Annotated in this window: 30 protein-coding genes; 21 read left to right on the forward strand and 9 right to left on the reverse strand. The window is 70.7% G+C overall.

Annotated elements, in window-relative coordinates; all coding sequences use genetic code 11:
• Positions 1-4 precede the first annotated feature (4 nt).
• Positions 5-226: a hypothetical protein gene (locus ACFLIM_RS01765; protein WP_393161107.1), complete on the reverse strand. Its 222-nt coding sequence runs from the start codon at positions 224-226 to the stop codon at positions 5-7.
• 359 nt (positions 227-585) lie between these two features.
• Between ACFLIM_RS01765 and hisD the strand changes: the two genes are divergently transcribed.
• From hisD to hisF, 9 genes are read left to right on the forward strand one after another with little or no spacing between them, the layout of a single operon-like run.
• Positions 586-1,914, forward strand: coding sequence for a histidinol dehydrogenase (gene hisD / locus ACFLIM_RS01770; protein WP_393161109.1), 1,329 nt, complete (start codon positions 586-588; stop codon positions 1,912-1,914).
• Positions 1,911-2,981 (forward strand): histidinol-phosphate transaminase, encoded by a 1,071-nt coding sequence (locus tag ACFLIM_RS01775; RefSeq protein WP_393161111.1) that lies wholly within the window; start codon positions 1,911-1,913, stop codon positions 2,979-2,981. Before hisD ends, ACFLIM_RS01775 begins: the two co-directional genes overlap by 4 nt.
• Positions 2,978-3,571 carry an imidazoleglycerol-phosphate dehydratase HisB gene (gene hisB, locus ACFLIM_RS01780; RefSeq protein WP_393161113.1) on the forward strand — a complete coding sequence of 198 codons (594 nt, stop codon included), beginning with the start codon at positions 2,978-2,980 and terminating at the stop codon, positions 3,569-3,571. The genes ACFLIM_RS01775 and hisB overlap by 4 nt, the downstream gene beginning before the upstream one ends.
• A complete protein-coding gene (locus ACFLIM_RS01785; RefSeq protein ID WP_393161115.1) occupies positions 3,568-3,723 on the forward strand; it encodes a hypothetical protein in 156 nt (51 codons plus the stop codon). The genes hisB and ACFLIM_RS01785 overlap by 4 nt, the downstream gene beginning before the upstream one ends.
• Positions 3,720-4,352, forward strand: a complete 633-nt coding sequence (gene hisH / locus ACFLIM_RS01790) for an imidazole glycerol phosphate synthase subunit HisH (RefSeq protein WP_393161117.1) — start codon at positions 3,720-3,722, stop codon at positions 4,350-4,352. Before ACFLIM_RS01785 ends, hisH begins: the two co-directional genes overlap by 4 nt.
• Before the next feature lie 57 nt (positions 4,353-4,409).
• On the forward strand, positions 4,410-4,739 hold the full coding sequence (locus ACFLIM_RS01795; RefSeq protein WP_393161119.1) for a hypothetical protein: 330 nt from the start codon (positions 4,410-4,412) through the stop codon (positions 4,737-4,739).
• Positions 4,740-5,462: a bifunctional 1-(5-phosphoribosyl)-5-((5-phosphoribosylamino)methylideneamino)imidazole-4-carboxamide isomerase/phosphoribosylanthranilate isomerase PriA gene (priA, locus tag ACFLIM_RS01800; RefSeq protein ID WP_393161121.1), complete on the forward strand. Its 723-nt coding sequence runs from the start codon at positions 4,740-4,742 to the stop codon at positions 5,460-5,462.
• 32 nt (positions 5,463-5,494) lie between these two features.
• Positions 5,495-5,884 carry a Rid family hydrolase gene (locus ACFLIM_RS01805; protein WP_393161123.1) on the forward strand — a complete coding sequence of 130 codons (390 nt, stop codon included), beginning with the start codon at positions 5,495-5,497 and terminating at the stop codon, positions 5,882-5,884.
• Positions 5,881-6,642 carry an imidazole glycerol phosphate synthase subunit HisF gene (gene hisF, locus ACFLIM_RS01810; RefSeq protein WP_393161125.1) on the forward strand — a complete coding sequence of 254 codons (762 nt, stop codon included), beginning with the start codon at positions 5,881-5,883 and terminating at the stop codon, positions 6,640-6,642. The genes ACFLIM_RS01805 and hisF overlap by 4 nt, the downstream gene beginning before the upstream one ends.
• A 146-nt stretch (positions 6,643-6,788) precedes the next feature.
• Here hisF and ACFLIM_RS01815 read toward each other — a convergent pair whose 3' ends face one another.
• The 3 genes from ACFLIM_RS01815 to ACFLIM_RS01825 form a co-directional block, all read right to left on the reverse strand.
• Positions 6,789-8,150, reverse strand: coding sequence for a glutamine synthetase family protein (locus ACFLIM_RS01815; RefSeq protein WP_393161127.1), 1,362 nt, complete (start codon positions 8,148-8,150; stop codon positions 6,789-6,791).
• Positions 8,151-8,212: 62 nt separating this feature from the next.
• Complete coding sequence (locus ACFLIM_RS01820) at positions 8,213-8,374, reverse strand: hypothetical protein (RefSeq protein WP_393161129.1); 162 nt, start codon at positions 8,372-8,374, stop codon at positions 8,213-8,215.
• A gap of 355 nt (positions 8,375-8,729) precedes the next feature.
• Positions 8,730-9,359 (reverse strand): TIGR03085 family metal-binding protein, encoded by a 630-nt coding sequence (locus ACFLIM_RS01825; RefSeq protein WP_393161131.1) that lies wholly within the window; start codon positions 9,357-9,359, stop codon positions 8,730-8,732.
• 115 nt (positions 9,360-9,474) lie between these two features.
• Here ACFLIM_RS01825 and ACFLIM_RS01830 point away from each other — a divergent pair, with 115 nt between their 5' ends.
• Positions 9,475-11,265, forward strand: a complete 1,791-nt coding sequence (locus tag ACFLIM_RS01830; protein WP_393161591.1) for an ABC transporter ATP-binding protein — start codon at positions 9,475-9,477, stop codon at positions 11,263-11,265.
• Entirely contained in the window at positions 11,262-13,043 is a 1,782-nt protein-coding gene (locus tag ACFLIM_RS01835) for an ABC transporter ATP-binding protein (RefSeq protein ID WP_393161133.1), read from the forward strand. The genes ACFLIM_RS01830 and ACFLIM_RS01835 overlap by 4 nt, the downstream gene beginning before the upstream one ends.
• Positions 13,044-13,053: 10 nt before the next feature.
• On the opposite strand, the gene ACFLIM_RS01840 is transcribed toward ACFLIM_RS01835, so the two are convergent.
• Both ACFLIM_RS01840 and ACFLIM_RS01845 read right to left on the reverse strand, forming a co-directional pair.
• Complete coding sequence (locus ACFLIM_RS01840) at positions 13,054-13,443, reverse strand: ATP-binding protein (protein WP_393161135.1); 390 nt, start codon at positions 13,441-13,443, stop codon at positions 13,054-13,056.
• Complete coding sequence (locus ACFLIM_RS01845) at positions 13,436-14,302, reverse strand: MEDS domain-containing protein (protein WP_393161137.1); 867 nt, start codon at positions 14,300-14,302, stop codon at positions 13,436-13,438. Before ACFLIM_RS01845 ends, ACFLIM_RS01840 begins: the two co-directional genes overlap by 8 nt.
• A gap of 340 nt (positions 14,303-14,642) precedes the next feature.
• Between ACFLIM_RS01845 and ACFLIM_RS01850 the strand changes: the two genes are divergently transcribed.
• The 4 genes from ACFLIM_RS01850 to ACFLIM_RS01865 all read left to right on the forward strand — a co-directional run bounded on the left by ACFLIM_RS01850 (position 14,643) and on the right by ACFLIM_RS01865 (position 16,892).
• Positions 14,643-14,978 carry an STAS domain-containing protein gene (locus ACFLIM_RS01850; RefSeq protein WP_393161139.1) on the forward strand — a complete coding sequence of 112 codons (336 nt, stop codon included), beginning with the start codon at positions 14,643-14,645 and terminating at the stop codon, positions 14,976-14,978.
• Positions 14,979-15,189: 211 nt separating this feature from the next.
• On the forward strand, positions 15,190-15,537 hold the full coding sequence (gene hisI, locus ACFLIM_RS01855; RefSeq protein WP_393161141.1) for a phosphoribosyl-AMP cyclohydrolase: 348 nt from the start codon (positions 15,190-15,192) through the stop codon (positions 15,535-15,537).
• 9 nt (positions 15,538-15,546) lie between these two features.
• On the forward strand, positions 15,547-16,125 hold the full coding sequence (locus ACFLIM_RS01860) for a Trp biosynthesis-associated membrane protein (RefSeq protein WP_393161143.1): 579 nt from the start codon (positions 15,547-15,549) through the stop codon (positions 16,123-16,125).
• Positions 16,126-16,235: 110 nt separating this feature from the next.
• Positions 16,236-16,892: a DUF4190 domain-containing protein gene (locus ACFLIM_RS01865; RefSeq protein ID WP_393161145.1), complete on the forward strand. Its 657-nt coding sequence runs from the start codon at positions 16,236-16,238 to the stop codon at positions 16,890-16,892.
• 133 nt (positions 16,893-17,025) lie between these two features.
• Here ACFLIM_RS01865 and ACFLIM_RS01870 read toward each other — a convergent pair whose 3' ends face one another.
• The gene (locus ACFLIM_RS01870) at positions 17,026-17,400 is read right to left on the reverse strand and encodes a hypothetical protein (RefSeq protein WP_393161147.1); all 375 of its coding nucleotides are present in this window, start codon (positions 17,398-17,400) and stop codon (positions 17,026-17,028) included.
• Between the two features lie 36 nt (positions 17,401-17,436).
• Here ACFLIM_RS01870 and ACFLIM_RS01875 point away from each other — a divergent pair, with 36 nt between their 5' ends.
• From ACFLIM_RS01875 to ACFLIM_RS01900, 6 genes are all read left to right on the forward strand, one after another.
• Positions 17,437-17,655 (forward strand): CD225/dispanin family protein, encoded by a 219-nt coding sequence (locus ACFLIM_RS01875; protein WP_393161149.1) that lies wholly within the window; start codon positions 17,437-17,439, stop codon positions 17,653-17,655.
• Between the two features lie 30 nt (positions 17,656-17,685).
• On the forward strand, positions 17,686-18,117 hold the full coding sequence (locus ACFLIM_RS01880) for a DUF2752 domain-containing protein (RefSeq protein ID WP_393161151.1): 432 nt from the start codon (positions 17,686-17,688) through the stop codon (positions 18,115-18,117).
• Between the two features lie 131 nt (positions 18,118-18,248).
• The gene (trpC, locus tag ACFLIM_RS01885) at positions 18,249-19,088 is read left to right on the forward strand and encodes an indole-3-glycerol phosphate synthase TrpC (RefSeq protein ID WP_393161153.1); all 840 of its coding nucleotides are present in this window, start codon (positions 18,249-18,251) and stop codon (positions 19,086-19,088) included.
• Positions 19,089-19,126: 38 nt separating this feature from the next.
• Positions 19,127-20,332, forward strand: a complete 1,206-nt coding sequence (trpB, locus tag ACFLIM_RS01890; RefSeq protein ID WP_393161593.1) for a tryptophan synthase subunit beta — start codon at positions 19,127-19,129, stop codon at positions 20,330-20,332.
• A 73-nt stretch (positions 20,333-20,405) separates the two neighbouring features.
• Complete coding sequence (gene trpA / locus ACFLIM_RS01895; RefSeq protein WP_393161155.1) at positions 20,406-21,200, forward strand: tryptophan synthase subunit alpha; 795 nt, start codon at positions 20,406-20,408, stop codon at positions 21,198-21,200.
• A gap of 15 nt (positions 21,201-21,215) precedes the next feature.
• Positions 21,216-24,305, forward strand: coding sequence for an endo-alpha-N-acetylgalactosaminidase family protein (locus ACFLIM_RS01900; protein ID WP_393161157.1), 3,090 nt, complete (start codon positions 21,216-21,218; stop codon positions 24,303-24,305).
• On the opposite strand, the gene ACFLIM_RS01905 is transcribed toward ACFLIM_RS01900, so the two are convergent.
• Positions 24,262-24,945: a VC0807 family protein gene (locus tag ACFLIM_RS01905; protein WP_393161159.1), complete on the reverse strand. Its 684-nt coding sequence runs from the start codon at positions 24,943-24,945 to the stop codon at positions 24,262-24,264. The two genes, ACFLIM_RS01900 and ACFLIM_RS01905, sit on opposite strands and share 44 nt — an antisense overlap.
• A complete protein-coding gene (locus ACFLIM_RS01910) occupies positions 24,942-25,547 on the reverse strand; it encodes a TetR/AcrR family transcriptional regulator (RefSeq protein ID WP_393161161.1) in 606 nt (201 codons plus the stop codon). Before ACFLIM_RS01910 ends, ACFLIM_RS01905 begins: the two co-directional genes overlap by 4 nt.
• Between the last annotated feature and the right edge of the window lie 170 nt (positions 25,548-25,717).

Consider the following 25,717-nt stretch of genomic DNA (forward strand, 5'->3'; position numbering starts at 1 on the left):
GGGTCTACAGATGGTCAAGAGGGGTGTCTTCGACCAGTTCGGCCAGGTCCACGCCGTGTTCGCCGAGCTCGGAGACGGTGGTGCAGTAGCCGCGCAGGTAGGTCCTGCCGTCGACCCGGTGGGAGACACGCAGCAGCGGGCGATCGTCCAGAATGATCGCCTCGACCAGGATGCCGTCCGGGCCTCGCCACTGTCCCATGGCGGCCCAGCCTAAGGGGTCGGACATAATGGACACGTAATGTGAAAGTACTCACAAGCCCTCAGGAGAGGCGTGAGCCGGGGACGCGACCGGGACACGCGACCAGGGTAAAAGTAACTTACTTAAAGTTTTTCTTGGCTTGGCGCGTTAGCGGGCGCCGGCGGCGGGCATAGGTGATGGCCGTGGCTTTCCTCGGTCGTGGCCGTGCCCCCGTGACGGCCACGGCTCACGCCCCGGCAGGCCCGGTCCGGGGTGACGGCGGCCGTGGGCGCGGCGTCGGCGAGCGCCGCCCTGCGGCCGTCAGGGAGTCGTGGGCATTGTCCTGGACGGCGTCCCGGATAATGGACAGAGCGGGATTCGGGGGCTGGACTCCGTAAACTGTCAGAGTGATTTCCCGTATTGACATGCGCGGTTCTCTTCCCGAGGATCTGCGCGACGTGCTGCCACGCGCCGAGCTCGACGTCGAGGCCGCCCTGGAGAAGGTGCGGCCCATCTGCGACGAGGTGCGCCATCGCGGGGCGGCAGCCGTACGGGAGCTGACCGCCAGGTTCGACGGCGTCGAGATCGCCACCACGCGCGTCCCCGCCGAGGCCATCGGCCGGGCGCTCGCCGAGCTGGACCCGAAGGTCCGGGCGGCGCTCGAAGAGTCGATCAGGCGGGCCCGGCTGGTCCACCACGACCAGCGGCGCGCCGAGGTCACCACCCAGGTCGTGCCCGGCGGCACCGTGACCGAGCGGTGGGTGCCCGTCGAGCGCGTGGGCCTCTACGTCCCCGGCGGCCGCGCGGTCTATCCGTCCAGCGTGGTCATGAACGTCGTGCCCGCCCAGGAGGCCGGCGTCGGCTCGCTGGCCGTGACGAGCCCGGCGCAGAAGGCGTTCGGCGGGTTGCCGCACCCCACGATCCTGGCCGCGTGCGCGCTGCTGGGCGTGGACGAGGTCTACTCCGTGGGCGGGGCGCAGGCGGTGGCCATGTTCGCCTACGGCACCGAGGAGTGCCCGCCCGCCACGATGGTGACCGGTCCCGGCAACATCTGGGTCGCGGCGGCCAAGCGGCTGCTCAAGGGGCGCATCGGCATCGACTCCGAGGCGGGCCCGACCGAGATCGCCATCCTGGCCGACGAGACGGCCGACCCGGTTCACGTGGCCGCCGACCTGATCAGCCAGGCCGAGCACGACGTGATCGCCGCCGCCGTGCTGGTCACCACCAGCGCCGAGCTGGCCGACGCGGTCGAGAAGGAGCTGCCGGGGCAGGTCTCCGCGACCAAGTACTCCGAGCGCATCGCCGAGGCGCTCGGCGGCAGGCAGTCGGGCATCGTGCTGGTGGGCTCCATCGACGACGGCATCGAGGTCGTGAACGCGTACGCGGCCGAGCACCTGGAGATCCACACCGCCGACGCCCGGGAAATAGCGGGAAAAATCCGGAACGCCGGGGCGGTGTTCGTGGGCACCTACGCTCCGGTGTCCCTCGGCGACTACCTCGCCGGCTCCAACCACGTGCTGCCCACGGGCGGCTGCGCCTGCCACTCCAGCGGCCTGTCGGTGCAGTCGTTCTTGCGCGGCATCCACGTCGTCGACTACACCCGCGAGGCGCTCGCGGGTGCGGCGGCCCACGTGTCGGTCCTGGCCGACGCGGAAGACCTGCCCGCCCACGGCGCCGCCGTCCGCGCCCGCTTCGACTGGCAAGTTCCCACGGAGCCCCCCACGGAGACCGCGTGAACCTCGACGACCTGCCCATCAGGGACGACCTCCGGGGTAAGTCGCCGTACGGCGCGCCCCAGATCGACGTACCCGTCCGGCTCAACACCAACGAAAACCCCTATCCGCCCTCGCCCGAGCTGGTCGCCGACCTGGCCGAGGCGATCGGGCGGCACGCGGGTGAGCTCAACCGCTACCCCGACAGGGACGCCACCGCCCTGCGCGCCGACCTGGCCTCCTATCTCGGTCACGGCCTGACGACCGAGCAGGTGTGGGCCGCCAACGGCTCCAACGAGGTGCTCCAGCAGATCCTGCAGGCGTTCGGCGGCCACGGCCGCGGCGCCATCGGGTTCGAGCCGTCATACTCGATGCACCCGATCATCACCAGCGGCACCAGCACCGAGTGGATCGAGGCCAGCCGCGAGGAGGACTTCTCGCTCGACCCGGGCAAGGCCACCGCCGCGATCGAGGAGCACCGTCCCGACATCGTCTTCCTCGCCTCCCCGAACAACCCCACAGGCACCGCACAGCCGCTGGAGACGATCGAGGCGGTGCTGGCGGCGGCGCCGGGCATGGTCGTCGTGGACGAGGCCTACGCCGAGTTCGCCCGCGAGGGCACGCCGTCGGCGCTCACCCTGCTGCCCGCGCACCCGAGGCTGATCGTCACCAGGACGATGTCCAAGGCGTTCGCCATGGCGGGCACCCGGCTCGGCTACCTGGCCGCGCACCCGGCCGTGGTGGAGGCGCTGCTGCTGGTGCGGCTGCCGTACCATCTGTCGACCCTCACCCAGACGGCGGCGCGCGTGGCGCTGCGGCACCGCGCCGAGCTGCTCGGCACGGTCGACGCGCTGCGGCGCGAGCGCGACGACACCGTCGCGTGGCTGCGCTCCAAGGGCCTGGCCGTGGCCGACTCCGACGCGAACTTCGTGCTGTTCGGGCGCTTCCCCGACCGGCGTCAGGTGTGGGAGGGGCTGCTGGCGCGCGGGGTGCTCATCCGCGAGGTGGGCCCGCCACAATGGCTGCGTGTGTCGATCGGCACCGGCGAGGAGATGGCGGCCTTCCGTGCCGCCCTGGAAGGAGTGCTGTGAGTCGCGTAGGCCGCGTCGAGCGCGTTACGAAGGAGACCTCGGTCCTGGTGGAGGTCGGCCTCGACGGCACCGGCCGGGTCGAGGTGTCGACCGGGGTCGGCTTCTTCGACCACATGCTGGCCCAGCTCGGCAAGCACGGGCTGTTCGACCTCACCGTCAAGACCGAGGGCGACCTGCACATCGACGCGCACCACACGATCGAGGACACCGCGCTCGCGCTGGGCGCGGCGTTCCGCGAGGCGTTGGGCGACAAGTCGGGCATCAGGAGGTTCGGTAGCGCGTCGTGCCCGCTGGACGAGTCGCTCGCCCAGGTCACCGTCGATCTGTCGGGCCGCCCCTACCTCGTGCACTCCGAGCCCGAGGGCCTGGCGCCGATGATCGGCCCCGACTACGACACGACGATGACGCGCCACATCCTGGAGTCGCTCGTCGCCCAGGCCGCGATCTGCCTGCACGTCCACGTGCCTTACGGGCGCAACGCGCACCACATCGTGGAGGCCCAGTTCAAGGCCCTGGCCAGGGCGCTGCGCGAGGCGTCGGAGCCCGACCCGCGCGCCAGCGGCGTCCCGAGCACCAAAGGCGTGCTATGACGGACAACTGGACCGCCGGGGTGATGGTGTTCATCGGTCTGTTCCTGATCGGTGGCGTGTTCTCTCTGTTCAGGCAGGGGCTCAAGATCGGTGCGGTCGTCTGCGCGGTCGGCGCTGCGATGGCGATCACGGCGGGGGTGCTGTGGTGGTGAGTCCTCAAGTGGTGGTGCTCGACTACGGGTCAGGCAACCTGCGCTCGGCGGAGCGCGCGCTGGCCAGGGTGGGCGCCGACGTGACCGTGACGTCCGACTTCGACGCCGCTCTGAATGCCGACGGCCTGGTCGTGCCGGGCGTGGGCGCGTTCGAGGCGTGCATGAAGGGCCTCAAGGGCGTCCACGGCGATCGCGTCATCGGCCGCCGCCTGTCCGGTGGCCGCCCGGTGCTGGGCATCTGCGTGGGCATGCAGATCCTGTTCGCCAGGGGCGTGGAGCACGGCGTGGAGACCGAGGGTTGCGGCGAGTGGCCGGGCACGGTCGAACGGCTCGACGCTCCGGTGCTGCCTCACATGGGCTGGAACACGGTCAAGGCCCCCGACGGCAGCGTCCTGTTCGCGGGGCTCGACGCCGCCGCCCGCTTCTACTTCGTGCACTCGTACGCCGTGCGCGAGTGGGAGCTGCGGCCCGGCGACGGGTTCGCCGAGCCGGTGGTGACCTGGGCCGAGCACGGGGTGCCGTTCGTGGCCGCCGTGGAGAACGGCCCGCTCATGGCCACCCAGTTCCACCCGGAGAAGTCCGGCGACGCGGGGGCCGTACTGCTGAAGAACTGGCTCGGCACCCTGTGAGCGAGCGTGGCGAGTGAACGATCAGACACGCGTGCAGGTGCCCGCAGGGGAGGCCCTGTGAGCAAGGAGCGGGCGCGCCGGAGGGCCGAGCGGGAGGCCGAGCGGGCGCGCGCGATCCGGGCCAACGAGGAGCGGCAGGCCCGCAAGGCCCGCCGGCGCGCTCTGGTCGCCCGCCTGACCCCGCGTCCGGTGCGGTTCTACCGCCAGGGCGGCCTGATCGCCCGCCGCCACCGCGCCCAGAACGTCGTGGTGGCGCTCGGTTTCCTGCTCGTCCAGGCGATCGTGTGGCTGGTCTGGGGGTCGTTCACGCTCAGCCTGGCCGTCTTCGTCTTCTCCCTGCTGCTCGCACCCGTTGTCGTGACCCTCGCCTTCGACCGGAGGATCTGAATGTCGCTCGTATTGCTGCCCGCCGTGGACGTGGTCGACGGTCAGGCCGTACGCCTCGTCCAGGGCGAGGCCGGGACCGAGACCGGCTACGGCGAGCCGCTCGCCGCCGCGCTGGCCTGGCAGGAGGCGGGCGCCGAGTGGATCCACCTCGTCGATCTGGACGCCGCGTTCGGCCGGGGCAGCAACAGGGAGCTGATCGCCGGCGTGATCGGCAAGCTCGACGTGAACGTGGAGTTGTCCGGCGGCATCCGCGACGACGCCTCGCTGGCCGCCGCGCTGGCCACCGGCTGCCGCCGGGTCAACCTCGGCACCGCCGCCTTGGAGCAGCCCGACTGGTGCCAAAAGGTCATCGCCGAGCACGGCGACAGGATCGCGGTGGGGCTCGACGTACGCGGCACCACGCTGGCCGCCCGCGGCTGGACCGAGGACGCCGGAGACCTGTGGGAGGTGCTCGACCGGCTCGAGTCCGACGGCTGCCCCCGCTACGTCGTCACCGACGTGACCAAGGACGGCATGCTCCAGGGCCCGAACCTCGACCTCTACCGCCAGATCTGCGCCCGCACCGACAGGCCGGTCATCGCCAGCGGAGGAGTTTCCGGCCTCGATGACCTGGTAGCACTCGCGTCCCTGGTCCCGAACGGTCTGGAGGGGGTCATCGTGGGCAGGGCCCTCTACGCTCACGCGTTTACTCTGGAAAGCGCACTGGCCGCGGTACGCGTGTAGCTTCACCGGGAGGGGGCCGAATGAGTGTCGGCATGGAAAGCACCGGGCTGAGGGTGTTTTCAGGCGGCATCTGGGAGGAGAGGTACGGCTACGCCCGCGCCGTGGTCGCGGGTGAGCGGGTGATCGTGTCCGGCTGCACGGCCACGGTCGACGGAGAGGTACGCCACGTCGGCGACGCCTACCAGCAGAGCCTGACCGCGATCGACATCGCCCTCGAAGCCGTCCTCATGGGTGGTCTGACCTGCGAAGATGTCGTCATGGTGCGTTACTACGTGGTGGAGCAGCGCCACTTCGACCTCGTCGGCCGGGCCATCGGCGAGGTCTTCGGCAAGGTCCGCCCCGCCTGCACCGGAGTGCGGGTGGCCGGACTGGTCGACCCGAGAATGCTGGTCGAGATCGAAATCGAGGCACTGCGAGCATGACCGTAGCGGTAAGAGTCATTCCCTGTCTCGACGTGGACGCCGGGCGCGTGGTCAAGGGCGTCAACTTCGAGAACCTGCGCGACGCGGGCGACCCGGTCGAGCTGGCCAGGCGCTACGACGAGGAGGGCGCCGACGAGCTCACCTTCCTCGACATCACCGCGTCCTCCGGCGAGCGCGAGACCATGCTCGACGTGGTGCGCAGGACGGCCGAGCAGGTGTTCATCCCGCTCACCGTCGGCGGCGGCGTGCGCTCGGTGGATGACGTCAACCGGCTGCTGCGCGCGGGAGCCGACAAGGTCTCGCTCAACACGGCCGCCATCGCCCGGCCCGAGCTGCTCACCGAGGCGTCACGGCGGTTCGGCGCCCAGTGCGTCGTGCTGTCCGTGGACGCCCGCCGGGCGCCGGGCACCCCGAGCGGGTTCGAGGTGACCACCCACGGCGGGCGCCGCGGGACCGGGATCGACGCGGTGGAGTGGGCGGCGCGCGGTGAGGAGCTGGGCGTGGGCGAGATCCTGCTCAACTCGATGGACGGCGACGGCACGCTCGACGGCTACGACCTGGAGATGTTGCGCGCGGTCCGGGCGGCGGTGCGGGTGCCGGTGATCGCCAGCGGCGGCGCGGGCCGCCTGGAGGACTTCCCTCCGGCGGTGGCGGCGGGCGCCGACGCGGTGCTCGCGGCCTCGGTGTTCCACTTCGGCACGCTGAAGATCTCCGAGGTCAAGGACACCCTCCGCCTGGCAGGCTATCCGGTCCGCTAGCGCGCTGCGCCTTGGCGGACGCGACGGCGCTGAGGCGGACGACCGCCGCGGCGCCCCAGCGTGCGGCGCTCCAGCCGGGCCGGCTGGACGTGGTGCGACGTCGGCGGGCCGATGCGTGGCCGTGGCCCGGCGCATGCATCTGGGCGTCAGAACACCCGCAGGTGGTGGAACAGCTCGTAGGGGACGTCCTTGGCGGCGAATGCGGCCGCCTCGGACCGCTTGACGGCCAGATACGCGCTGCGCCGCAGCGGCCCGAGCGCCTCCATGAGCACCTCGTCCGCCTCCAGCGCGTCCAGCGCCTCATCCAGCGAGGCGGGCAGCCGGGGGTAGTGGCCCGGCCGGGTGTCCGGGTCCACGTCCACGGGCGCGCCGGGGTCGAGCTTGCGCCGGATGCCGTCCAGGCCCGCGTGGATGACGGCGCCGAGCGACAGGTACGGGTTCGCCGAGGAGTCCGACGGCTTCAGCTCCAGGTTGGGCTCGCCGGTCTCGCCGAGCGGTGAGCACACGCGTACCGCGGCCTCGCGGTTGTCGGGGCCGTAGACGGCGTACGCGCTCGCCCACGTACGGGGTGCCAGGCGGCGGAAGCTGTTGACGCTGCCGCAGGTCAGCGCGGTCAGGGCGGGCAGGTGGGCGATCAGGCCGCCGATGAACCCGTCGCGCACCTCGCTGTCGTCGGCGAACACGTTCTGGGTGTCGCTCCACAACGACAGGTGCAGGTGGGCGCCGTTGCCCGCCTGGTCGGCCAGCGGCTTGGGAGCCAGCGTGGCCCACATCTGCATGCGCATGGCCACGCCGCGCACGGTCTCGCGATACAGGACGTGGTTGTCGGCGGCGCGCAGCGCGGGCGCGTGGCGTACGGACAGTTCCTGCTGCCCCGGGCCCAGCTCGGGGTGGTAGTGCTCGACGCGCATGCCCTGCGTCTCCAGGGCGCGGATGAGCTTGATGGTGTAGTCGTGCGCGGTGTCGAACCCGGCGCTCGCGTAGCAGAGCGAGTCGTCGATTGGCACCAGCCGGTCGTGGCCGCCGGCCGGGTCGGGCAGGCGGCGGCCGAGGGTGAACTCCGGCTCGAACGCCGCCATCAGCGTGTAACCCTCGGTGGCGAGCTCGGCGATCGCGTCCTTGAGGAACGTCCGCGCGCAGGCGCCCCACGGCGAGCCGTCCGGCAGGCACAGGTCCGACAACATCGCGGCCGCCCCGGGCGCGTGGGGCAGCGGGACATACGTGGCGGGGTCGGGAACGATGCGTACCTCGCCCACCGGACCCATGTGCTCGACGTCCTGGAGCTGGTCGAGCATGTTCATCGCCATCATCGCCACCGTGTGCCCGATGCCGGTGTTGAGCCGCTCGGCCAACCGGGACCGGGATGCCGCCTTGCCACGGATCACGCCACCGTGGTCGGCGTACAGGAAACGGATCAGCTCGATGCCCTCGAGCTCAGCTCGCTCGAGGATGCGCCGCGCGTTGGGATCGAGCTGATTGATCTTGGTGCCGCTCGGGCGATCTCTCATCCTGCCTGCGTAACACGTTCCGGCAGCGCGGGGAAGCATCAAACGCAGACAAGAACCATCCGTCAGGTCAGAACATTTGTAAAGAAGACGGCCAACTGGTTGGCTCCTTGAAGGATTCCTTCGAAGACACCGCTGACCGCTGCCGCCGCTTCGGTCGGCTTGGTGAAAAGGTAGAAGACCACGAACGCGACAGCCACGTAGGTGATCACCTTCTTGACCTGCATGGGGGGCCTCCTGCAGTCCGTTCCCAGCCGTATATACCCGGATCTGGGCGATCAGTGGCATCTTCTGTGAAGATGTTCATGATCCTAACCGGGGGGCTTCTTTCCTCTGCCATGGTAAGGGCTGGAGACTAAGGACGAGCGCCTGCCGCGCCGGGTTTCCGCGAAGAGGTCCCAGGCGATGATCTGCGCCCACAGCGCGGCGAGCGCCGCCGGATCCGCTCACCAGCTCCCGCAGCCCGTCCAGCGAGGCGCGTCACCACCGGCCCGAAGCCGCCGAGCAGCGGGCGACACGCTCATCGCCGCGCTGCGACGGCCGGCACAGGCCACCATCGGCGAGCGCCGATACACGTAACGGCTACACGCCGAGTGAGGCTTCGCGCAGCTGGTCGACGGCGTGGGGATCGCCGGTGAGCTCCACCCTGGCGTGCTCCTGCCGCCCGAAGCAGAACATCAGCAGCTCGGCCGACCTCCCGGTGACCTCCACCCGGGCGCCGCCGCGCGGCCCGCCGAGCACCACGCCGCCGCCCAGCCGGTGCAGCACCACGCCCACCGGCGCCCTGCGCAACATCAGCCGGGTGCCCGACGAGACCCGCTTCCAGATGAGCCGCTCGAAGTCCTCGGACAACTCGCGCGGCTCCCACGACGGCTGGGCGCGGCGGACGTCCTCGTGGTGCACGAAGAACTCCAGCGTGTTGACGGCGTCGTCGAGGAAGGGCAGCAGGGCGTAGACGCCGCCGGGCTTGCGTACGAGATCGACCAGCTCGGGGTAGGGGTGTTTGGCCTTGAGGCCGTTCTGCACCGAGGCGGTGTAGCCGGCGAGGGGCTTGATCGCGATGCCGCCCATCGCGTCCGGCCTGCGCTCGCGCAGCACCAGGTGGGCGGCCAGGTCGGAGGTGGTCCAGCCCGTGCAGAGCGTCGGCGCGTCCGGTCCGAGCCGGTCGAACAGGTCGCAGAGCGCGGCGCGTTCATCACGAGCATGAGTCACGAGGTCACCCTACCCGGGGGAATAACGGGTTGATCCGGCGTGATAGTGACTTAGAGAGAAATGTCAGCTTTGAAGGGAACCGCACCGAGTGGCGAGCAAGGTCACCTCGGCCGTCATGCGTCAAGGACTTCGTGTCCTTGGGGTGGCCATTCGCACAGAGAAAGCGGTGTTCGCGCTGGCCGTCGTCGCCAGCGCGCTATACGGCGGCATGACCGTCGCCTCCGCGTGGGCGCTCGGCTGGGCGACGCAGAACGTCGTGTTGCCGGCCTTCGGCGAGGGGAACGTCGCCTCAGGCGCCCTGTGGACCGGGACGTTCCTCATCATCGGCACGGCGCTGGTCAAGTCGCTGGGTGTGGCCGGGCGGCGCATCCTGGCCGGCGTCCTGCAGTTCCGCATGCAGGCCAGGTCGCGCAGGGACGTGACCAAGCAGTACCTGCGGCTGCCGCTGTCCTGGCACCACCAGCACCCGACCGGCCAGTTGTTGTCGAACGCCAGCGCCGACGCCGAGGCCGCCTGGGCGCCGCTCGCGCCGCTGCCGATGGCGGTGGGCGTGATCGTCATGCTGTTCACGGCCGCGGTCGCGATGTTACTCACGGATCTCACGCTGGCCCTGGTCGGTTTCCTGATTTTTCCGGCTATCGCCGTACTTAACCTGATCTATCAGCGCAGGCTCAGCCCGCTCGCCACCCGCGCGCAGCAGTTGCGCGCGGAGGTCAGCGAGATCGCGCACGAGAGCTTCGACGGCGCGCTCGTCGTTAAGACGCTGGGCAGGGAGGAGCTGGAGACCGAGCGGTTCCAGCGGCGCGCCCACGAGCTGCGCGACGCCAACATCGCGGTCGGGCGCGTGCGCGGGCTGTTCGACCCGCTGCTGGAGGCGCTGCCCACGCTGGGCGTGCTCGCGGTGCTCGCCGTCGGCGCGATGCGCCTGTCCACCGGCGCGATCGACTCCGGGGACCTGGTGCAGGTGGCGTACCTGTTCACGTTGCTGGCCTTCCCGATCAGGGCGCTGGGCTGGGTGCTGGCCGAGCTGCCGCGCAGCGTCGTCGGCTGGCAGCGGGTGCAGGCGGTGCTGGAGGCGACCGGCTCCATGGAGTACGGCCGCGCCGCCACCTCCTCCGCCACGCCCGCCAGGCTGGAGGTCGACGGCGTCTCGTACGCCTACGGCGAGGCCGAGGTGCTGCACGACGTCACCTTCGACGTGCCGGAAGGCCGTACCGTCGCGCTGGTCGGGCCCACGGGCTCGGGCAAGTCCACGCTCGTGCAGCTGCTCGTCCGGCTGGTGGACCCCGCTTCCGGGCAAGTGCTGCTCGACGGCGTGGACGTGCGGGAGCTGGCCTACGGCGGCCTGGCCGAGTCGGTGGCGCTGGTGCCGCAGCAGACGTTCCTGTTCGACGACACCGTGCGCGGCAACATCGCGCTAGGCCTGGACCAGGGCGACGAGGAGGTGTGGGCGGCGCTGCGCCTCGCGCAGGCCGAGGGCTTCGTCGGCCGGCTCGCCTCCGGTCTCGACACGCGGGTCGGCGAGCGCGGCACGTCGCTGTCCGGCGGCCAGCGCCAGCGCCTCGCGCTGGCACGCGCCCTCGTGCGCCGGCCCCGCCTGCTCATCCTCGACGACGCCACTTCCAGCGTGGACCCGCAGGTCGAGGCCAAGATCCTGTACGGCCTCCGCGACGCGGCCGAGGCGTCCACCGTCGTGGTCGTCGCGTACCGGATGGCCACGATCGCCCTGGCCGACGAGGTCGTCTACCTGGACCGCGGCCGGGTCGTGGACCGGGGGCCGCACCGGGAGCTGATCACGCGCTGCGCCGGCTACCGGAACCTGGTGACCGCCTACGAGCGCGAGGAAGCCGAGCGCGCCGCCATCGACATACCTGCCCAAGAGGCCGGGGAAGAGGTCAGCGCATGACCGTGCAGGGCATCCACGGGAACTCGGAACGCTCCGCGCTGGCCACCATCCGGCAGGGGTTGTCGTTCACGCCCGAGTTCCGCAAGGGGCTGGCGGGCACGCTGGCACTGGCCGTCGTCGCGACCCTGGGCAAGATCATCGTGCCGATCGCGGTTCAGCAGACGATCGACACGGGTCTCAAGGGCGGCACCCCGGACCTCCCGTACATCACCCGAGCAGTCCTGATATGTGCGTCAGCGGTGGTGCTGACGGCCCTCGCCGGATACGTCATGAACGTCCGCCTGTACAAGGCGACCGAATCCTCCCTCGCCACCCTGCGCGTACGCGGCTTCAGGCACGTGCACGACCTGTCGGTGCTCACCCAGAACAGCGAGCGCCGCGGCGCCCTGGTCTCGCGCGTCACCAACGACATCGACCAGATCAGCACGTTCATGCAGTGGGGCGGGCTGATGATCATCGTGGCGTTCGGCCAGCTGTTCGTCGCCACCGTGCTCATGTTCGTCTACTCCTGGCAGCTCACGCTGCTGGTCTGGGGTTGCTTCGTCCCGCTGCTGATCACCCTGCCGCGTTTTCAGCGGCGGTTGTCGCGGGCGTACACGACGGTACGCGAGCGCACCGGCGACATGCTGGCCGCGGTCAGCGAGTCCGTCGTCGGCGCCGCCGTGATCAGGGCGTACGCGTCGGAGCGCCGTACCGGGGAGCGCATCGACACGGCCGTGGACGGCAACAGGAGCGCCCAGATCAGGGCGCAGACCATCGTCGGCTTCGTCTTCCCGCTGACCGAGCTCGTGGCCGCCCTCGCCATCGCCGGGATCGTGCTGCTCGGCGTGCGGCTCGGGCTGTCGGGCGAGATCACGCAGGGGCAGCTGGTGGCGTTCCTGTTCCTGGTCACCATGTTCATCTCGCCGCTCCAGATGGCCACGGAGGTGCTGAACGAGGCGCAGAACGCCGTCGCCGGATGGCGGCGCATCCTCGGCGTGCTCGACACCCCGCCCGACGTGGCCGACCCCGGCGACGAGGGCGTGAACCTGCCCCGCGGCCCCATCTCCGTCGCCTTCGAGGACGTGCACTTCTCCTATCCCGGCGGGGTGCCCGTGCTGCGCGAGATCTCGCTGGAGATCCCGCCCCGCTCCCGCGTCGCCGTGGTGGGGGAGACGGGCTCGGGCAAGACCACGTTCGCCAAGCTCCTGACGAGGTTGATGGACCCCGCCTCGGGGCGCGTCACGGTGGACGGCCACGACCTGCGCGATGTCCGCTTCTCCTCCCTGCGCGAGCGCATCGTCATGGTGCCGCAGGACGGCTTCCTGTTCGACGGGACGCTGGAGGAGAACATCCGCTACGGCAAGCCGTCGGCGACGCGCGAGGAGATCGAGCTCGCGATGACCGAGCTGGGCCTGGCCGACTGGCTCGAAACCCTGCCCGCGAGCCTGGACACCCCCGTCGGCCAGCGCGGGGAGTCGCTGTCGGCCGGTGAGCGCCAGCTCGTCGCGCTGGCCCGCGCCTACCTCGCCGACCCCGACCTGCTCCTGCTGGACGAGGCCACCTCGGCGGTGGACCCGGCCACGGAGGTACGGCTGGCCCGGGCCCTGGAAGGCGTCACCCGCGGCCGCACCGCCATCTCGATCGCGCACCGGCTGTCCACCGCGGAGAACGCCGACGAGGTCCTCGTCTTCGACGCGGGCCGCCTGGTGCAGCGCGGGCCGCACGGGGACCTGGTCCAGGAGCCCGGTGTGTACGCCGACCTGCACGCGTCCTGGGTGTCGGCGGCACACTCGTAGCCCGCGGCCATCAGGCGCAGATGGCGGCGAACGTCACAGTCGTGCCTCCAGGCCCGGACACGATCGTGATCTGATCGCACAACATCCGCGTAAGCCACAACCCCCGCCCACGGCACTCGAACCCCGTGGGCGGCCGCATCTCGCTCACCCACCCCGGCGGCAGCCCCGGCCCCTCGTCGGTGATCTCACACCACAACCGCCCGTCGTGCGACCACAACCGCAACCGCCCGTGCCCGCCCCCGTGCACGACCGCGTTGGTGGTGATCTCGTTGACCGCCAGCACGAAGTCCTCCAGGTGCCTGCCGGTCAGCCCCTCGTAGGCGGCGTGCTCGGCGACCGCCCTGCGGAGAAACGTGATACGCCCCCGCGCGAAGCTCGCGCAGAGCACCTGCCTACACATCGCCCACCCGTCGTACCGCGATGAACTCGTCCGCCCTGATCAGCCGCAGCACCCGGGCGACGGAGTCCCGGCAGCGGACCGCGGTGGACCCCCGGGGCCTGGCCAGGGCCGTGACGGTCAGCAACTGCGCGGAACCGGCGTCGATGAAGTCCAGCTCGGAGGCGTCGATCACGACCTCGCAGGGCTCGTTCTCCAGCCGCGCCAGCACCGAGGCGAACGCCTGCCGGTTGGTGAGGTCGATGTCCCCCCAGACCCGCAGCCCGCGGGGCGAGGAGGTGTTGGCGAAGCGCAGCAGCGCCTGCTCGGGCGAGATCGGGTGCACGGAGGTGGCCCGGTCGATGGCGTCGCGGGGGAAGAGGGTGCGATCGTACTGGCACACGGCCGCCAGCCAGCGCTCGCCGAACAGCTCGTTGGTCGCCGCCTCGAACGCCGCCTGCCCCGGTACGTCGCGCACGCCCCAGGATGCGTCGATCAGGGCGTACACGCCGTGCTGGCCGTGTTTGCGGGCCCGGTCCTTCGCGTCGGCCAGCCCCCCGTACACGCGGTCCGGATCGAGACACCCGTCGGTGAAGTGGGTGTCGGCACAGGCCAGGATCTCCACCTGCCCGGCGGACTCCGCGTCGGCGAACCCCGGCACGAGCGGTGCCAGCCAGTCACGCGTCCTGTCGGGGCTGTCGGCGTGCGTGATGATCATCACTTTGGTACGGCGGCGCAACCCGTTCATCGTGAACGCCCTCGTGGCGGCCATCCGCTCCCGCTCGCCCTCGAACGGCAGGCAGACGTGATCCCCCAGGTCGGGATCGAGGACGGAGCCCGCGACGTGCACCACCTTGGTGTCCTCCCCTAGCACGCGTCGCACCCGAAACTACTCCGCCCAACTTCATCACGTAGCGCATTCTCTGCAAAACCCACCGTGACCCGGCGCAGACCGGTGTACCTTTTCGGCGGGACCGCGACGACAGGTGGTTCTTCCTAGCTGTGGGCACGGGGGGCTTGCCCCCCGTGATGGCAAGCGCTTCTTCCTTGCTGTTGGGGGGGACGCGGGGGCCTGCTCCCTGCGATTGGGAAGCGGTTCTTCCTTGCTTTTTTGGGGGGAGCGCGGGGAGCTTGCTCCCTGCGATTGGGAGCGGTTCTTCCTTGCTTTTTGGGGGGACGCGGGGGGCCTGCCCCCCGCGGGATGGGATGTGAGGTGCATGGGCGTGGATGTGCTGGAGATGACGCGACGCCAACACGGCGAGCTCGTGGTGGTCAGCCTGGCGGGCGAGGTGGATCTGGACAACGTGTCCCAGGTCCGAAAATGCCTCGACGACGCGGTGGAGGCGCACGGCCCCCGGCTGGTGGTGGACCTGACGGGGCTGACCTTCATCGACACGACGGGCCTGGGCGTCCTGGTGCGCCTGCTGGCCACGCTGCGGGAGAGGGACGGGACGATGGCCCTGGTGGCACCGGACGGCCAGGTGCTGCGACGGCTCCGCAGGACGAACCTGGCGCCCCTGTTCCCGATCTACGACACGCTCTCCCAGGCCCTGGACTGACGCGACCGCCCGATCGCGGACTCCCGCGCCCAGCCACCAGCGCTCACGGCGGCCCGCGCCGGGTGGCGAACGGCGCCAGGGGCACGGGAGCCACGTCGCCGATCCCGAGACCCGCGTCCGACGCTCAGCCGGCCGGCGGCTACGGGCGAGCGGTGCATGAACCCCCTGGGCCAGGGTGGAGGCGGGTGGGTGGGCTGGTTGAATGGACAGCATGTCCCTGGACCCCAAGATTGCCGCACGGTTGAAGCGCAACCCCGACGGCCTCGTCCCCGCCGTCGCCCAGCAGTACGACACCGGCGAGGTGCTCATGCTGGCCTGGATGAACGACGAGGCGCTGCATCGGACGCTCACCACCGGCAGGGCCACCTACTGGTCCCGCAGCCGTGCCGAGCTCTGGGTGAAGGGTGTCACCTCCGGCCACGTCCAGCAGGTCAAAGCCGTGGCGCTCGACTGCGACGGCGACACCGTCCTGGTCAAGGTCGACCAGGTGGGCGCGGCGTGCCACACCGGGGACCGCACGTGCTTCGACGCCGATCAGCTCGAGATCCCGCTCGGCTAGGAAGGCGGGATGGAGTCCATGGAGAGGGCGGGTCGCGGGGAGTTGTGGGGGTGGGTGCTGGGGACCGCCCTGGGATGCGTACTCGTGTTGTTCGCCGCCGGCCGGATCTGGGTGCGGCTCGTGGAGGGCGGCGCGGACGCGGTGGCGCCCACCGGCGGTGAGCTCGGCCCCGTGCTGACCCCCGTGGCGCTGGCCGGACTGGCGGGTGTGGTGGCCGTGCTGGCGACCAAGGGCGTGGGCCGCCGGGTCGTCGGAGCGTTGCTCGCCCTGTGCGGGGCCGTCGCGGCGGCGGCGACGTGGGCGGCCACGAACGGCGACACCGTGACCGGCTGGCTGCGCGACCGGAACGTCATGCACGTCCGGACCGACCTCCCCTGGGAGATCATGCCCCTCTGGCCGGCCGTCGCGGCGGTGGGAGCGGTCCTGATGATCGCCGGGGGAGTCGTCGCGATCCTGCGCGGGAGCAGGTGGGCGGGCATGTCGGCCCGCTACGACAGGGGCGCGGACAAGGCCGGGACGCAGGCCCGAGACGACAAGTCGCTGTGGGAAGCGCTCGACCGCGGCGACGACCCCACCGATTCCCGCTGAGATTCGGCGAGGACGAATTCTTTACGGTTCTGAACCTGTGTCTACGTGGCAAACGTTTTGTCAATAAGCTGCCGTTGCAACTCGCCACGAACATTTGAGGAGCCAAGCGCATGAGCTACGGGGATCAGGGCGGAAGCGGCGGTTACGGCGCCCAGCCGCCCGGCGGTGGGTACGGCCAGCAGCCTCCGAGCGGCGGCGGCTATGGCCAGCAGCCGCCCAGCGGTGGCGGGTACGGCCAGCAGCCCCCGAGCAGCGGCGGCGGCTACGGCCAGCAACCTCCCAGCGGCGGCGGCTACGGTCAGCAGCCCCCGAGCGGAGGTGGTTACGGCCAGCAGCCCCCGAGCGGCGGCGGCTACGGCCAGCAGCCCCCGAGCTATCCGCAGGAGCCGCTCGGCTACGGTCAAATGCCCCCCAGCGGCGGGTACGGCCAGCAGCCCCCCAGCTACGGCCAGCAGAACTACGGCCAGTACGGCGCCCCCCAGCAGCCCAGGTCCACCAACGGCATGGCGGTGGCCTCGCTCGTCCTGGGCATCATCGGCCTGGTCTTCTGCGGCATCACCAGCATCCCCGGCGTGATCCTCGGTCACATCGCGCTCAACCGGATCAAGCGGACCGGCGAGGAAGGCCAGGGCATGGCCGTCGGCGGCCTCGTCACCTCGTACATCACCGTCGTGATCTGGCTGCTGTGCTGGCTCATCTTCGGCGGCATGATCCTGTCCCTGATCGGGTTCAGCGCCGCCGCCACGTCCAGCGTGGACAGCTACTAACCAGCCGGTAACTTACTCCCAGCGTAGCCGGACCGTGACGACCCGCTTGCGGTCCGATTACGAATTGTCCCCAAACTGGGCGTTAGACCACGTAGAAGATGGTTTCTCGCTAGGCTGCCGCGCGCAACTCGACTCAAAGATGGCGACATGAGGGGTCATTAGGATGAGTTACGGAAACCAGGGCGACGGTGGCTACGGCGCCCAGCCGCCCGGCGGTGGTTATGGCCAGCAGCCCCCGAGCGGTGGCGGCGGGTACGGTCAGCAGCCGCCGAGTGGTGGTGGTTATGGCCAGCAGCCCCCGAGCGGTGGCGGTGGGTACGGTCAGCAGCCGCCGAGTGGTGGTGGTTATGGCCAGCAGCCCCCGAGCGGTGGCGGTGGGTACGGTCAGCAGCCGCCGAGTGGCGGTGGCTACGGCCAGCAGCCCCCCAGCGGCGGCGGGTACGGTCAGCAGCCGCCGAGTGGCGGCGGTTACGGTGGCGCCCCTGGGCAGCAGCCGCCGGACAACCATCTGGTCCCGGCCATTCTCACCACGCTGTTCTGCTGCTTGCCGTTCGGCATCGTGGCGATCGTCAAGTCGTCGCAGGTGAACTCGAAGTGGCAGATCGGCGACTACCAGGGCGCCATACAGGCTTCCGAGGAGGCCAAGACCTGGTGGAAGCGCACCATGATCATCGGCATCATCTGGTGGGTGCTGGTCATCATCTTCTACGTCATCGTGTTCATCCTGCTCGCCGCGACCGTGCCCTCCACCACGTCGTACTAGAGGCGCGATCGGAAGGCGGATACTAGGAGCATGAGCATCGCAACGACCGAGCGGCGCGGCACGGCTCGCCTCAAGGGCCTGCTCGCGCCGCTCGGTGTTGCGGCCGCCACGGGGTCGGCGTTCGCGTTCGTCGGCGCGGTGGACCCCAACCAGCCGGGCCACTACCCGACCTGCCCGTTCCTGTGGCTGACCGGCCTCTACTGCCCGGGTTGCGGCTCGCTGCGCACCATGCACGCGCTGGCCCACCTCGACCCGGTCGCCGCGCTCGGGCTCAACCCCCTCGCCGTGGCGATGATCCCGTTCCTGCTGTTCTGGTGGGGCCGGTGGGTCGTACGCGCCTGGCAGGGCAGGCACAGACGCACGACGCTCGCGCACCCGGCGTGGCTCTGGGGGTTCATCGCGATCGTCATGGTCTACTGGGTCGTCCGTAATCTGCCTTTCGGGGCGTTCCTCGCGCCGTAGGCCCTGTTTTACCCGGGGGCCTGTGGTGAGGTGAGCCCGGAGGGGCCGATACCATCGCAGGACAAGGCAGAGAGCGGACGCGACGCGAACTCTCCGCCGCCCCCACTGTCGACCGGAGGGACCCCAAGCGCGTGAGTGAGCGGACGGAAGGGCCGAGTGTCCTCGACGACATCCTTGACGGGGTGCGCGCCGACCTCGCCGCACGTCAGCAGGCCGAGTCGATCGACGAGCTCAAGCAGCGAGCCGGGCGCGCCCAGGCGCCCAGAGACGCGATGGCCGCGCTCGGGGGTGACAGGATCTCGGTGATCGCCGAGGTCAAGCGTTCGAGCCCGTCCAAGGGCGCGCTCGCCGCGATCGCCGACCCGGCCGCGCTGGCCGCCGACTACGAAGCGGGCGGCGCCCACGTCATCAGCGTGCTGACCGAGCGGCGCAAGTTCGGGGGCAGCCTCGACGACCTGGCCGCGGTCCGCGCCAGGGTCGACATCCCGATCCTGCGCAAAGACTTCATCCTCACCTCCTACCAGCTCTGGGAGGCCCGGGCGCACGGCGCCGACCTGGCGCTGCTGATGGTCGTCTGCCTGGAGCAGGAGGCGCTGGTGTCGCTGATCGAGCGGGCCGAGTCGATCGGACTCACCCCGCTGGTGGAGGTGCACACCGAAGAGGAGCTCGAGCGGGCGGTCGCCGCCGGCGCCCGGGTCATCGGGATCAACGCCCGCAATCTGAAGACACTCGAGGTCGACCGCGAGGTCTTCGCGAAGCTGGCGCCCAAGATCCCGGATAATGTGATCAAGATTGCCGAGTCGGGCGTGCGCGGCCCGCACGACCTGCTCGCCTACGCCAGGGGCGGCGCCGACGCCGTCCTGGTGGGGGAGAGCCTGGTCACCGGCAAGGACCCGCGCAAGGCAGTGGAGGCGCTGGTGACCGCCGGCGCCCACCCGTCGACGCGGCCCGACCACTCAGCGGAGGGATAACAGTGGCAAAAGAGGGCTCCATCCTGACCGCCGCCGACCTGGCCGGCAACGGCGCGCACGGCGACGACCCCGACGTGCACGGCAAGTTCGGCATCTTCGGCGGCCGATACGTGCCCGAGGCGCTCATCCCGGCGCTCGACGAGGTGGCCGCGGTCTACGAGAAGGCCAAGAACGACGCGCAGTTCCTGCGGGAGTTCGACCACCTGCTGCGGACCTACGCGGGCCGGCCGACCACGCTGACCGACGTGCCGCGCTTCAGCGAGCAGGCCGGCGGCGCCAGGATCGTGCTCAAGCGCGAGGACCTCACCCACACCGGCGCCCACAAGATCAACAACGTGCTGGGCCAGGCGCTGCTGACCAAGCGGCTGGGCAAGAAGCGGGTGATCGCCGAGACCGGCGCGGGCCAGCACGGCGTGGCCACCGCCACCGCGGCCGCCCTGCTCGGCCTGAAGTGCGTCATCTACATGGGCGCGGTCGACTGCGAGCGCCAGGCGCTCAACGTGGCCAGGATGAAGCTGCTCGGCGCCACCGTGGTGCCGGTGACCAACGGCTCCCAGACGCTGAAGGACGCCATCAACGAGGCGTTCCGCGACTGGGTGACCAACGTCGACACCACCCACTACCTGTTCGGCACGGTCGCGGGGCCGCACCCGTTCCCCGAGATCGTGCGCGACTTCGCGCGCATCATCGGCGTCGAGGCCCGCCGCCAGATCCTGGAGCTGACCGGCCGGCTGCCCGACGCCGTGTGCGCGGCGGTCGGCGGCGGCAGCAACGCGATCGGCATCTTCCACGCGTTCATCGGCGACGAGGGCGTCCAGCTGCACGGCTACGAGGCGGCCGGGCACGGCCTGGACAGCGGCGAGCACGCGCTCACGCTCACCGCGGGCTCGGTCGGCGTGCTGCACGGCTCGCGCACCTACGTGCTGCAGGACGACGAGGGCCAGACCATCGAGTCCCACTCGATCTCGGCCGGGCTCGACTACCCGGGCGTCGGCCCCGAGCACGCCTGGCTCAAGGACACCGGCCGCGCCACCTACCACGGCGTCACCGACGACGCGGCGATGGCCGCGTTCTCGCTGCTGTCCAGGACCGAGGGCATCATCCCGGCCATCGAGTCCGCCCACGCCCTCGCGGGCGCACAGGAGCTGGGCCGCGAGCTCGGCCCCGAGGCGACCATCCTGGTCAACCTCTCAGGCCGCGGCGACAAAGACATGGGCACCGCGATGAAATACTTCAACCTCTGACGAGTCGCCACACCCGCGCTGAAGGCCCCGCGACGGGGCATCATAGTGAGACTCGAGCTTCGAACGGACAGACATGACGACTCTTCAGACGGTTTTCGCCAAGGCCAAGGCGGACAACCGGGCCGCGCTCGTCGGCTACCTGCCCGCGGGCTTCCCGTCCAAGGACGGCGCCATCTCCGCCGCCGCGGCCCTGGTGGAGGCCGGCTGCGACGTCATCGAGATCGGCCTGCCCTACTCCGACCCGCTCATGGACGGGCCGACGATCCAGGACGCGGTGCACAGGTCGCTGACCAACGGCACGCGCATCGCCGACGTGCTGCGCACGGTCGAGGGGGTCGCCGCCACCGGGGCCGCCACGCTCGTCATGACGTACTGGAATCCCATCGACAAGTACGGCGCCGAGCGGTTCGCCAGAGACCTGGCCGGCGCGGGCGGGGCGGGCACGATCACGCCCGACCTGACGCCCGAGGAGTCGGAGCCGTGGCGCGCGGCGTCGGCGGGCGCGGGCATCGACACGGTGTTCCTGGTGGCACCCAGCTCGACGGAGGCGCGGATCAAGGCCGTGGTCGACTGCTGCACGGGCTTCGTGTACGCGGCCTCGCTGATGGGCGTCACGGGCGCCAGGGAGACGGTCAACGTCGCCGCCGAGGGCCTGGTCGAGCGGACCCGCGCGCACACGGACCTGCCGGTGTGCGTGGGCCTGGGGGTCGGCACGGGCGCGCAGGCGGCCGAGGTTGCGGCCTACGCCGACGGGGTCATCGTGGGGTCGGCGTTCATCCGCCGCATCCTCGACGCGCCCGACGAGGCCGCGGGCCGGGCGTCCATCTCCGCCCTCGCCAAGGAGATGGCCCAGGGCGTACGGAGGTAAGGCGGGTTTACACCTATGCGTCCAGGGCCCGTAACCGTCGCAGCAGCCCTCGCGCTCACGGCCACGGCCGCCCCGGCGTCCGCAGATCCCACACCCACGCCTGCGCCGACGTACGAGCTGCCGTCTCCTGAGCCCTCGCCGGCCGGCACGCCGCCGCCGGGCCCCACCCTGCAGAACCGGTCGCCCAGTTCCGCGGCCGTGGCGAAGCCGATCACGATCTCCTCCGGTTCGCTGAGCGTGGAGCTGGATCCGGCCTTCCCGCGGATCCTGCGCTACACCGACAGGGCGAGCCGGGCCACGCTGGGCGGCAGTTCGGCGGTGCCCGCCGTCGTGCTGAACGGCCAGGCCCGCGCGGTGACCGTCGCCCTGACCGGCAACGACGGCGCGACCACGCGTTACCGGCTGACCTTCCCCGGCCTGGCAGGCGTCTCCCTCGGGGCGAGCATCGGGGTGCGGGGCCGGGTGACGACGTTCAAGGTCGACTCGGTGGCCGACACCGCGGCGTTCCGCGTCGGCACGATCGACCTGCCGGGCCACGATCTGGTGTCGGTGTCGAGCGGGCAGCGGGGCGCGGCGACCGCGTTCACCCGGCTGGACCCCGACTCCACCCGCACCGCCGACGTCTTCGCCCCCGTCACGGCGGACACGGCGCCGGACGCGGCCCCGGCCGGGGCGTCGTACGCGATCGTGAACACCGATCGGCTGGCCGCGGCGATCGAGTCGAACTCCACCTACGACCGCCCCTCGGGCGTCACCGACCGGGATGCGGCCAGGTTCTGGCACCAGGCCAGGAAGGACGCCGACGGCACCGTCAGGGTCGGCGTGTGGAGCGGGCAGTGGACCTACCGCGCCGACGGCGCGCCGTTCACCGAGGAGCTGCCCTGGGCGAAGGTCGTGCTCACCCCCGACGCCAACAGCGACGGGAGCCTGGACTGGCAGGACGGCGCGGTCGCGTTCAGGAGCATCGGCGTCAGGGCGCCCGGCGCGGAGCAGACGAGGGACCGGGTGGTCGCGCACATCCCGTTCAACTTCTCCAGCCAGGCCACGCACCCGTTCCTGCGCACGCTCGACGACGTCAAGCGGATCTCGCTGGCCACCGACGGCCTCGGGCAGCTGGCGCTGCTCAAGGGGTACCAGTCGGAGGGCCACGACGCGGCGCACCCGGACTACGGCGGTAACTACAACCGCCGCGCGGGCGGCCTGAAGGACCTGAACGCGCTGCTCAAGGCGGGCAAGGGCTGGAACGCCACGTTCGGCGTGCACGTCAACGCGACCGAGTCCTACCCCGAGGCGAAGAACTTCGACGAGCAGCTCGTGGACAAGGACGCCAAGGGCTGGAACTGGCTCGACCAGGCGTACCTGATCGACCAGCGCGGCGACCTGACCAGAGGCACCCTCGCCAGGAGGTTCAGGCAGCTGCGGGACGAGACCGACACGAACCTCGCGGTCCTGTACGTGGACGTGTTCCGGCCGTACGGCTGGGTCGCCGACCGGACGCTGGCGGAGCTGCGCGATCAGGGCTGGCAGGTGACCACCGAGTGGTCGGACAAGCTGGAACGGTCGTCCCTCTGGGCGCACTGGGCCAACGACCTCAACTACGGCGGAGTCACCAACAAGGGGCTGAACTCGCAGATCATCCGGTTCATCCGCAACGACGAGAAGGACGTCTGGAACACCCATCCCATCCTGGACAACGCGCGCATCGTGGAGTTCGAGGGCTGGACGGCGGAGAACGACTTCACCGCCTTCTACCGCAACATCTGGGAGCACAACCTGCCCGCCAAGTTCCTCCAGCACTACCAGATCATGGACTGGAACGCCGACGAGATCGTCTTCAGCGGGGGTGTGCGGGGGACCTATCGGGACGGCAGGCGTGCATGGTTCGCCGGAGGGCGCAAGGTGCTCGACGGCGGCACGTACCTGCTGCCGTGGCAAGGGAAGCTGTACCACTACAACCCGGCGGGCGGCGAGACCACGTGGGACGCCGACCGGGTGCTGACCGTCTACCGGCTCACCGACCAGGGGCGCGTGCGGGCCGGCACGGTCAGTCCGGTCGGTGGGAAGATCACGCTGCGGGCCGAGGCAGGGGTGCCTTATGTCCTTTATCCCGATGACGCGCCCCGGCAGGCCGAGCCGGACTGGGGGCAGGGGAGCGGCGTGCGCGATCCCGGCTTCAACGGCGGCGCCCTCGACGGGTGGACCGTCAGCGGGCCCGTGAGCGTACGGAAGGACGAGCTGGGCCGACAGGTCGCGGTGCTCGGCGGCGGCGCTCACGCGCGGCTTGAGCAGCGGCTGCGCGGACTCCAGCCGGGACGGACCTACACCGCGTCGGCGTTCGTGGAGGTCGAGCCGGGGCGGACGCGGGCGACCACGCTGGAGGCCGGTGGGCGGTCGGTGAGGGTCGAGCGGTCGACGGCCAAGAACTACATCGCCTCCGACGAGAAGCACGACACGTATTTCCAGCGGGTCAAGGTGACGTTCACCGCGGCTCGCGGGCCGGTTTCGCTGCGGATCTCCGCCGCCGCCGCTGCCGGGGACGTGCGGGTGGACGACGTGCGGGTGTTCGAGCGGGAACCGGCGGGCGCGGTGGAGACGTTCGAGTCGGCCGAGCCCGGCTGGGGACCGTTCGTGAAGGGGGACGCGGGCGGCTCGTTCGACGCGCGTACACACCTGGCCGAGCGGCACGAGCCGTACACGCAGGCCGGGTGGAACGGCAAGGCGGTCGACGACGTGCTGAGCGGCGACTGGTCGCTGAAGGCCCATGAGGAGCGGCAGGGGCTGATCTACCGAACGCTGCCGTGGACCGCGCGGTTCGAGCCCGGGCACGCGTACGAGGTGTCGTTCAACTGCCAGAACGCGCTGCCGGACACCTACCAGTGGGTGACCGGCTACGACAAGGGCGGCTCCAGCGTCGAGACCCGGCGCACGCCGATCCCCGAGCATCGCAGCACGGCCGGGTTCACCGAGCGGGTGGTCGCCGGGTGCGGCGACGTGTGGGTCGGGCTGCGCTCGCTCGAGCCGGAGCAGGCCGGGGCCGACTTCGTCCTCGACGACTTCTCCGTCACCGACCTGGGCGCGGCGCCGGATCCGCCGGCGTGCGGCTGAGGTCCGCGTAGAGCTTGGAGTAGCGGTTGTAGAGGCCCGTGGGCACGAGGTAGACGTTGATGGCGACCTGCATCAGCGCCAGCCAGACGCCGTACTGCACGCCGCTGATCCCCGGGACGCCGTCCACCGGCAGGGTGTAGGCGATCACGACCCGTACGGCGGCGTCCACCAGCAGGCCGGTGCCGTAGATGACGGTCGCCACCCGCCAGATCCTGCGGAAGGCCGGCAGCCGCTCCCACAACACGTCCCACGACTCCCGGTTCGGCCCGATCCGCCCTTCGAGGAGGAACCGGGTGAACACGAACGCCGGCGGCCGGTCCCGGCGCCCGCGCGCGCTCGCCAGGAACCACAGGCCCGCGACCGCCATGAACCAGCCGTCCTTGGCCAGCAGGAACCTGGTGTCCTGGATCAGCAGCGAAACCGCCGCGCTGCCCAGCATCATCGCCGTCATGTACATGCCCAGGCGGTCGGGCCTGCGGCGGCGTACGAGATCGGAGACGACGCTCAGGCCCGGGATGAGGGAGCTGGTCAGCAGCGCGGTGTGGTAGTCGACGCCGGCGGCGCGCAGCACGTAGTAGAGCCCGATGGGCAGCCCGATGTCCACCGCTAAGGTGAGCAGCCCTCTGAGCCGCGGGCTCATGCTCTGGTCGCCCGGGCGAACAACCCGGCCAGCTCGTCGGCGTACTCGGCCAGGTCGGCGTCCGGGTCGGCCTCCAGCAGGAACGGCAGCCCGTCCAGCGCCCGCTGGATCGCCATCGCCATCACCCGGGTGTTGAACCTCCCGAACTCGCCGCTCTCCTGCCCCCAGGCCAGCATTCGCTCGATGTGGGAGAGCGCCGACAGGTTCGTGGCCGCGTCCTGCGCCGCCGAGCCGCCCTCGGGGCGGAAGTTGAGGAAGATCTCGGTGGCGGCGCGCATCTCGGCGCGGTGCTCGCTGATGTACTCCACCAGCGAGCGGATGTACGCCTCCAGCGCGCCGCCCGGCGTCCGCTGCGCGCTCACCCGCTCGCCCATGAACGCCGCCAGATCCCCGTAGATCGTCGCGATCGCCTGGCCGATCAGCTCGTCCTTACCGTCGAAGTGGTACGAGATCAGGCGCGTGCTGCTTAGCCCCGCCCGCTCGGCTATCCGGGCGAAGGACGCCTGGTGGTAACCGAGCTCGGCGATCGTCGCGATCGTCGCGGTCACGATCTGCGCCCTTCTGGCGGAGCTCGTGACGGTGCCGTCCCTTCTTACTTGCATAAGTAATTTTTAACTTGAGCGAGTAAAAAGCGCAACCTTCCAGGTGGGAGGGGCTTAGGTGACGCTTATCTCCGGCGTGGTCGGATGGAATCCCGGTACTGTGCGCATCCCGGCACAGAGACAGAGGAGATGACCTGTGGACGCGTCCCTATCGTCACCTAGAGCGTTTT

The organism is Nonomuraea marmarensis (genome assembly GCF_043197025.1).
Taxonomy (GTDB): domain Bacteria; phylum Actinomycetota; class Actinomycetes; order Streptosporangiales; family Streptosporangiaceae; genus Nonomuraea; species Nonomuraea marmarensis.

Bases quoted from the DNA above. Each gene is read 5' to 3' on its own strand.
- ACFLIM_RS01765 (WP_393161107.1), bottom strand. From the start codon at position 226: ATGTCCGACCCCTTAGGCTGGGCCGCCATGGGACAGTGGCGAGGCCCG.
- ACFLIM_RS01785 (WP_393161115.1), top strand. From the start codon at position 3,568: ATGACGGACAACTGGACCGCCGGGGTGATGGTGTTCATCGGTCTGTTC.
- priA (WP_393161121.1), top strand. From the start codon at position 4,740: ATGTCGCTCGTATTGCTGCCCGCCGTGGACGTGGTCGACGGTCAGGCC.
- ACFLIM_RS01805 (WP_393161123.1), top strand. From the start codon at position 5,495: ATGGAAAGCACCGGGCTGAGGGTGTTTTCAGGCGGCATCTGGGAGGAG.
- hisF (WP_393161125.1), top strand. From the start codon at position 5,881: ATGACCGTAGCGGTAAGAGTCATTCCCTGTCTCGACGTGGACGCCGGG.
- ACFLIM_RS01815 (WP_393161127.1), bottom strand. From the start codon at position 8,150: ATGAGAGATCGCCCGAGCGGCACCAAGATCAATCAGCTCGATCCCAAC.
- ACFLIM_RS01820 (WP_393161129.1), bottom strand. From the start codon at position 8,374: ATGCAGGTCAAGAAGGTGATCACCTACGTGGCTGTCGCGTTCGTGGTC.
- ACFLIM_RS01830 (WP_393161591.1), top strand. From the start codon at position 9,475: ATGCGTCAAGGACTTCGTGTCCTTGGGGTGGCCATTCGCACAGAGAAA.
- ACFLIM_RS01835 (WP_393161133.1), top strand. From the start codon at position 11,262: ATGACCGTGCAGGGCATCCACGGGAACTCGGAACGCTCCGCGCTGGCC.
- ACFLIM_RS01840 (WP_393161135.1), bottom strand. From the start codon at position 13,443: ATGTGTAGGCAGGTGCTCTGCGCGAGCTTCGCGCGGGGGCGTATCACG.
- hisI (WP_393161141.1), top strand. From the start codon at position 15,190: ATGTCCCTGGACCCCAAGATTGCCGCACGGTTGAAGCGCAACCCCGAC.
- ACFLIM_RS01860 (WP_393161143.1), top strand. From the start codon at position 15,547: ATGGAGTCCATGGAGAGGGCGGGTCGCGGGGAGTTGTGGGGGTGGGTG.
- ACFLIM_RS01865 (WP_393161145.1), top strand. From the start codon at position 16,236: ATGAGCTACGGGGATCAGGGCGGAAGCGGCGGTTACGGCGCCCAGCCG.
- ACFLIM_RS01870 (WP_393161147.1), bottom strand. From the start codon at position 17,400: ATGGTTGTCCGGCGGCTGCTGCCCAGGGGCGCCACCGTAACCGCCGCC.
- ACFLIM_RS01880 (WP_393161151.1), top strand. From the start codon at position 17,686: ATGAGCATCGCAACGACCGAGCGGCGCGGCACGGCTCGCCTCAAGGGC.
- trpA (WP_393161155.1), top strand. From the start codon at position 20,406: ATGACGACTCTTCAGACGGTTTTCGCCAAGGCCAAGGCGGACAACCGG.
- ACFLIM_RS01900 (WP_393161157.1), top strand. From the start codon at position 21,216: ATGCGTCCAGGGCCCGTAACCGTCGCAGCAGCCCTCGCGCTCACGGCC.
- ACFLIM_RS01905 (WP_393161159.1), bottom strand. From the start codon at position 24,945: ATGAGCCCGCGGCTCAGAGGGCTGCTCACCTTAGCGGTGGACATCGGG.
- ACFLIM_RS01910 (WP_393161161.1), bottom strand. From the start codon at position 25,547: ATGCAAGTAAGAAGGGACGGCACCGTCACGAGCTCCGCCAGAAGGGCG.